The 7,225-nt window shown below is 63.6% G+C and carries 3 protein-coding genes; 2 read left to right on the top strand and 1 reads right to left on the bottom strand.

The features are described 5' to 3' along the window. On the bottom strand, positions 1-1,217 hold a 1,217-nt coding region (locus BG55_RS05860), incomplete at its 3' end, for an MFS transporter (protein ID WP_034935413.1). A gap of 185 nt (positions 1,218-1,402) precedes the next feature. Between BG55_RS05860 and BG55_RS21365 the strand changes: the two genes are divergently transcribed. Together BG55_RS21365 and BG55_RS05845 are read left to right on the top strand one after the other, a co-directional pair. Then, complete coding sequence (locus tag BG55_RS21365; protein WP_052018713.1) at positions 1,403-2,389, top strand: helix-turn-helix transcriptional regulator; 987 nt, start codon at positions 1,403-1,405, stop codon at positions 2,387-2,389. A gap of 548 nt (positions 2,390-2,937) precedes the next feature. After that, a partial coding sequence (locus BG55_RS05845; RefSeq protein ID WP_034935406.1) for a non-ribosomal peptide synthetase occupies positions 2,938-7,225 on the top strand: 4,288 nt, incomplete at its 3' end.

The raw sequence follows: 7,225 nt of genomic DNA, 5'->3' as shown, positions 1-7,225 counted from the left end.
CTGACCGCCAGCACCGCCAGCAGCGCCGAGGCGGCGGCGAAGGCAAAGCAGACGGGATAGCCCAGATGCTGCGCCAGCCAGCCTCCGGCCACCCCGCCCGCCACCGCCAGCAGCGCATCGGCGCTCTGAAACAGGGTAAAGTCCACGCCGGACTGTAACGGTGACGCCAGCCCCATCAGCGCGGAGTAGAGCGCCACCCAGACGAAACCCAGCGCGGCAAACACCAGCACAATCAATGCCATCAGCAGCATCAGCGGCGCAGCCGGGGCGGCCACCGCCAGCGCGGCCAGCGCACAGGCTTTGATACCAACGGCCAGCCACACCGCCCGCCAGCCTGGCACCGCCCGCACCAGCAGACCGCCCAGCAGGGTGCCGCTCAGTCCGGCAGCGATAAACACCGAGCTGAAAAACCAGCCCAGTTGTTCGAGGCTCAGCCCCCGGTCAAGCAGAAAAGGACCAAACATGCCCAGCGTCAGCCTTACCCCAACGCTTGCCAGCAGCATCAGCAGCAGGCCGCTGCGGATCTCCGGACGACGCAGCGCATGTAGCAGGCCAGGCCGGTGTTGCCGATCCTGCTGTACGTGGTGGCGCGATGGCTCCTGCAACAACCCCATTGGCACACTCAGCAGCAGGATCGCCAGACTGGCGGCGATCAGCGCCCAGGGCAAGCCAACCCGGGCCGCCACCAGCAAAAAGCCGCCTGCGCCGAGCATTGCGCCAAGATAACTGCCGCCAATCTGCGCCACATTTCCCCAGCCGTGTTGCTGACGGCTGAGCTGTTCGACGGTAAAGCCGTCGCTCGCCACATCGGTGGTTGCCGCCACCAGCGCGGCCGCCAGCAGCGCCGCCACAATCCACCCGGCAGAGGATGCCAGCAGCAGATGCCCGCTCAGCGCCACGCTGCCGGTGACAAATAAAATTGCTGCGATCAGCCACTGCCCGGCAAGGATCAACCTGCGGGATCGCCGTTCGCGCCGTCCGGCGGGCAGACGCCAGCGTTCCACCGCCGGTGCCCATAAAAAACGCACTCCCCACGGAACCCACAGCAGCGCCGTCAGGCCGATCAGCTGAAGTGAGGCCCCGGCCTCACGCAGCAGCGAGGGCAGCGCCTGGGTGGTCAGCGCGGTGATCAGTGTCTGGCTGATGTAAATACCGGCCACCGCCGGTAAAACCTGACGCGCAGGCAAGCCAGGCAGTGAGGAAGGGCTGGCCGTCATCGCAAAAGCCCCCGGCTTTTCAGCGGCATCCAGCCGGAGCGGCACAGGGCTAACTGACTGTTGCTGATAGCAATTATGTACATGAGTGACGAAATAAGTTGTAAGTGATAGTGAGTATCATTACGCTAATTCACCAGTGGTGCTAACGGTTTTCGGGAAAAACTTGATGTTTTCAGGAAAAATTTATGATGGAGAAGACACAACGCGTATCCGCTCAACCCGCTCTTGACCCCCACAGGTTGCAGGAAGCGAATGAGGCGGGCATCCAGCAGGAGTGGCGGCAGGTGATGCAGATCTACCGCCCCTGTGACGGACTGGGTATTAACTGCATCAACGGGCGGCCAGGCAGTAAGTGGTCATTCCGTGCGGAAGGGCCGCCTGCGTTAAGCATCAATATTCTGATTGAAGGACGGATGCAGGCCGCCTTTGATAATGGCACGGTGATCGACGCCAGAGCAGGCACGGCGATCATGATGGCGACCGGCCAGTTTGCCACCGGCTGGGACGTGCTGGATGGCAAATCCGACGGCGCATTTCGCATGGTCAGCATCCACATGCAGGAGTCGGCGGTCGCCGGTCTTACCGGCCTGCAACTGGATGACCTGCGCAATCGTGTCTGTACGGTTAAGGGCGATCAGCCGCACCTGGATGCGTTTCTGGGATCGATGCCGGCCTCCAGCGCCCTTCAGCGTCTTGCCTGTGGCTTACTGGGCTTCGAGTGCAGCTGGCCCGGCGCATGTATTTCGCGGGATATCTGGCTGCGGGCGAAAGCACTGGAAATGGTCGCCTGCTTCCTGCGGGAAAATATCACTCAGCAGCAGATAAAACTGCCCGTCCCTGCCGACCGGCCACTGCTGAATGAAGCACGCATTATGCTGGAAAAAAATTACGGCCAGGAGTGGAGCGTGCAGTCCCTGTCCCGCCATATCGGCCTTAACGAAAAGCGTCTGCAATCCGGCTTTCATGCCCTGTTTGGCTGCTCGGTGCATGCCTGCCTGACGCGCATCCGCCTGGATGCCGCCGTCGCCATGCTGCAACGGGGTGCGAATGTTACCGAAACTGCCGCCAGCTGCGGTTTCGGTAACCTGAGCCATTTCAGCCGGGTATTCCGTAATCACACCGGAATTTCGCCAAAACAGTGTGCGCTGGGCATCAGCCCTGAAGCGCAATGAAAGCGAACGCCCGCTGAGTGTGGCGGGGGGATTTCAGCGCTCCCCGCCGCCGACCTGCGCAGCGACATCCCTGCACTGAGCTGAATCCCTCTGCCGGTTTTTGGGCGGGTGCCCCCCTGGCACCTGCTGCGCTCTGAGCCGTCTTCAGGGCCATAATAAGCCAGACGCAAAAGACAAAAATTCCCAAAAAGTCAAATTCCTTCCGTAAACCGTTAGCGCCGGTAACAACGATGTTATTAACATGGGCAACCATTGAGATGGCTGTGTTAACCCTCAATTCCCTGCCTGCGCACATCATCATTACGCATTATTACGCGCCACAGAGCAGACACCGGACACAACCAGCCAGGCTCTTTTTTGTAAATGATTATCACTATTATTTTTATTTGTATTCCCATTATTAACAGCAGGGACGTGACGCTCCCTGCCTCCCTGATGCGGGTGAGTCATCGGCGCGAAGCGCGACGAAGGCCGCCGCTTTTGATGTCAGGAAGGCAAGCCCGGCCTGCCCTGGCTCGCCCCTGTAAAGATCGACGGAGACGGTTCTGATGACAGAAATAGTGCAAACGGAGAATAACGCCGTGGCAGAGGTAAACGAGGCGCTTCGCCTTGAGCTTGCCGCCGAACTGGGGTTATCTCCACAGGCGCTGGCTGCCGATGACAGCCTGCTTGAACGCGGGCTGGACTCGATAAAACTGATGGACTGGCTGCACCGCTTACGTAAACGCGGCCACCGGATCAGACTGAAAGATCTCTACCAGCAGCCAAGCGTCGCGGGCTGGAGCCGTCTGCTGGCCGACCATCCTGCGGCAGACAGTATCGCCTCTCCTGCCACGGCAGTCACCGCTGACCATCAGCTCCGCTGGCCGACCATGACCGATCAGACCCCTTTCCCCCTGACGCCGGTACAGCACGCCTACCGGGTAGGGCGCGCGCCGCAGCAGATTCTGGGCGGCGTAGGCTGCCACCTGTACCAGGAATTTGACGGCAGCGGGCTGGACGCCGACGCGGTCGAACAGGCAATCGGCACCTTAATCGACCGGCATCCGATGCTCAGCGTCACCTTCCCGGAAGAGGGCCACCAGCGCTATCGCCCCGGCACCCGCTGGCGCGGCCTCAGCGTATACGCGATGCAGAATGCCGCCGACAGCGAGTGCGAAAGCCACCTGCAACAGATGCGGCAACGTAACGGACACCGGTTACTGGCGGTGGACCAGGGCGAAAATATCGATTTTCAGCTGACGCTGCTGCCGGATGGCCGCCAGCGACTGCATGTGAATATCGATCTGCTGGTGATGGATGCGGCCAGCTTCAGCCTGCTGTTTGACGAGCTGGCGGCGCTGCTGCGCGGTGAAATTCTGCCTCCCCGCTGCCCGGACTATGATTTTCGCAGCTACCTCGCGCAGGCCGCAGAGGAGAACGCCGCGGCCCGGCAACAGGCCGAAGCCTGGTGGCTGCCGCGCCTCGCCACCCTGCCGGATGCCCCCCGTCTGCCGCTGGCCTGCGAACCGCAACAGATTAAACAGGTGCGCATTACCCGCCAGCGCGAGGAGATCATCGCGGCAGACTGGCAGCAGTTCAGCACCCTGTCTGCCCGCGTCGGCGTGACGCCAACCATGGCGCTGGCCACCTGTTTTGGCGCGGTACTGGCCCGCTGGTGCAACCAGCCCCGACTGTTGCTGAATCTGACCCTGTTCGACCGCCAGCCGCTGCATCCGGCGGTAGCCGGGATGATTGCCGATTTCACCAATATTCTGCTGCTGGATATCGCCGCTGAAGGCGAATCTGTCGCTGCGCTGGCCCGGGCCAATCAGCACACCTTCACCGACGCTTTCGAGCATCGTCACCTCTCCGGCGTTGAGCTGTTGCGCGAGCTGCGCAAAACGCCGGGCGCTTTCCCGCACGGCGCGCCGGTGGTTTTCACCAGCAATCTGGGGCAGCCGCTGTTTGGCCGCGATGTGACCCGCACGCTGGGTGAACCCGGCTTTGGCATTTCACAAACGCCGCAGGTCTGGATCGATTTCCTCGCCTGGGAGCATAACGGCAGCGTGATGTTGCAGTGGGACAGCAATGAAGCGCTGTTCCCTCCCGGCCTGACCGCCACGCTGTTCCACGCCTGCGTCGGGCTGGTCCGTCAGCTGATCGCCTCCCCGCAGGCCTGGCAGGCCGCGCTCCCGGAGCTGATGCCCGCCGAACAGTTCCGGGTGCGGGAAAAGATTAACCACCCTGACCCCACGCCACTGCCCGCCGGGCTGCTGCATCAGGCTTTCTGGCAACGGGCGCAGACGTCGCCAGACGCCGTGGCGCTGATCCACGGCAGCCGCCAGCTGAGCTATGGCGAGCTGGCTCACCAGGCGCAGTGCTGCGCCGGGGCATTAGTGGCTCAGGGCGTGCAGCCCGGGGACCGGGTGGCCGTCAGCATGTCACGCGGCGTCGGCCAGGTTGTGGCGGTGCTGGCGGTGCTGCACGTCGGTGCGGTTTATGTGCCGGTGTCGGTCGATCAGCCACTGGCGCGCCGCAGTGAGATTTATCAGGGAGCCGGGGTGCAGGTGGTGCTGACCTGCACGCAGGATGGCCCCGCTGAGGCGACCGACGGAATCACCCTGCTGCGCTGGCAGGATGCCATCAGCCAGCCGCCGCTCCCCCATCCCCGCCCGGTGGCGGAGAGCGATCCGGCCTATATCATCTACACCTCCGGCTCCACCGGACAGCCCAAAGGGGTGATCATTTCCCATCAGGGGGCGCTCAATACCTGTCTGGCGCTGAATCAGCGCTACCGGGTGTCAGCAGATGACCGGGTGCTGGCGCTGTCGGCCCTGCATTTTGATCTCTCCGTCTGGGACATTTTCGGCCTGTTAAGTGCCGGGGGCGCGCTGGTGCTGGTGGATGACGCGCAGCGGCGCGATCCGGCGGCCTGGTGTGCAGCGATTGAACGCCACGGCGTCACCCTGTGGAACAGCGTCCCGGCGCTGTTTGAGATGCTGCTGACCTGGTGCGACGGTTTCGATCTCACCGCGGTGGAAAAACTGCGGCTGGTGATGCTCTCCGGTGACTGGATTGGGCTGGATTTACCCGCGCAGTATCGCCGGTTTCGTCCTGACGGTCAGTTCGTGGCGCTGGGTGGCGCAACCGAAGCCTCGATCTGGTCGAATCGGTACGAGGTGGACGAGGTCGCACCTGAATGGCGCTCGATTCCCTATGGCTATCCGCTACCCGGACAGAAATACCGGGTGGCTGACGAACAGGGCCGCGACTGCCCGGACTGGGTGCCAGGCGAGTTGTGGATCGGCGGTGCCGGGGTGGCGCTGGGTTACTTCAACGACGCGCAGCGCAGCGCCCGGCAGTTTGTACTGCACGAAGGCGAACGCTGGTATCGCACCGGAGACATGGGCTGTTACTGGCCGGACGGCAGGCTGGAGTTCCTTGGCCGACGCGACCGTCAGGTTAAAGTTGGCGGCTATCGCATCGAACTGGGCGAGATCGACGCCGCCTTACTGAAAGTGGCTGGGGTAAAAAATGCCGTGGCCCTCGCCATCGGTGAGCGGGAAAAATCGCTGGCCGCCTTTGTGGTCACCGAAGGCACGGCGCTGCTCAGCAATACCCCTGCCGATACCCGCCTGCCAGCAGATTATGCCACCCTGCTGCCTGCTGACACCACCGCCTCCCTGTCGTCACAGCAACCAGCGATGGCGCAACTGGTGGCCGGTTTCCTCTGGCAACATCTCTGCGCTGAGCAGTTGGATGTCACCTCAGCGCTCACCCCTGACACCCTGGCAGCGCACTATGGCTGCCTGCCCGCCCAACGCGCCACCCTCTGCCACTGGCTGGAACACCTGTGCCAGTGCGGCTTTCTGCAACCGCTGGCGGCAGGTGGCTGGCAGGCGGCCGCGCCGCTACCGGCGATCTGGCAACCTGGTCCCGATCATCCGCTGGCGGAGGTGCACAGCGCGTTGTGCGCCTGGCATCAGCCGCTGGCGCAGATGCTGCGGGGCGAGCGCGCGGTGCAGACGCTGCTCAACCATCCTTTCTGGGCACCGCATGCACTGCTGCAACGCGACCCCGGCTGTCAGGCCACCCTCGACATCCTTGCCGCGACGATAACCTCGCTGGCAAACGCGCTCGGACGGCCGGTACGTCTGCATGAAGTGGGGGCGCGCGACGCCAGCGGCGCGCTCAGCCTGCTGCAACGCCTCGATCCTTCGCAGGTGGAGTACACCGGCTGGGATGACTCTGCTGAGATGGTGCTACAGGCCACAGAGAATCTGCGACACCATCAGCTGGCCCACGCCCGGCGCTGGGAGAGCGCACTGCCCCACCATGAGCGGCATCAGGCCGATCTGGTGTGGGCGAATAACGCCCTGCACCGCCTCGGCGAAGAGGGCATGACGGCGCTGCTGACGCTGGCCGCCCCTTCGGCGCTGGTCTGGGTGATGGAACTGCGACACGCCTCCTGTCTGACGCTGGTCAGCAGCGAACTGCTGGCAGACGGCGAAGAAGGCGGCATCAGTCAGCGGCTGCACGACAGCAGCGGGTGGCAGAGCGCCCTCAGCGAACGCGGGCTTAGTGCAGTGCAGGACGGCAGCGCGGGCGATATGCAGTGGCTGCTGCTGCGCGCGCCAGAGGCGGTCTGGCTGCCGGACGGTGAAAAACTGGCGGCGGCGCTGCACCAGCTGCTGCCCGGCTACATGGTCCCCCCGCGCCTGATGTTTGTCGATGCGCTGCCGCTGACCGCCAACGGCAAAGTGGATCAGCAGGCGCTGATGGCAGGCTGTGGTGGTCAGCAGCAAGCCGCGCAGGCCGAATCTCAGCCGCCGACGGGCGAAACGGAACAGGCGG

The sequence above is a fragment of the Erwinia mallotivora genome (genome assembly GCF_000590885.1).
Lineage (GTDB): Bacteria > Pseudomonadota > Gammaproteobacteria > Enterobacterales > Enterobacteriaceae > Erwinia > Erwinia mallotivora.
The sequence above is the reverse complement of the archived record's forward strand: the minus strand, read 5'-3'. Positions and strand labels throughout refer to the sequence as shown.

Coding starts and splice junctions, on each gene's coding strand:
- BG55_RS21365 (WP_052018713.1), top strand. CDS start 1,403: ATGATGGAGAAGACACAACGCGTATCCGCTCAACCCGCTCTTGACCCC.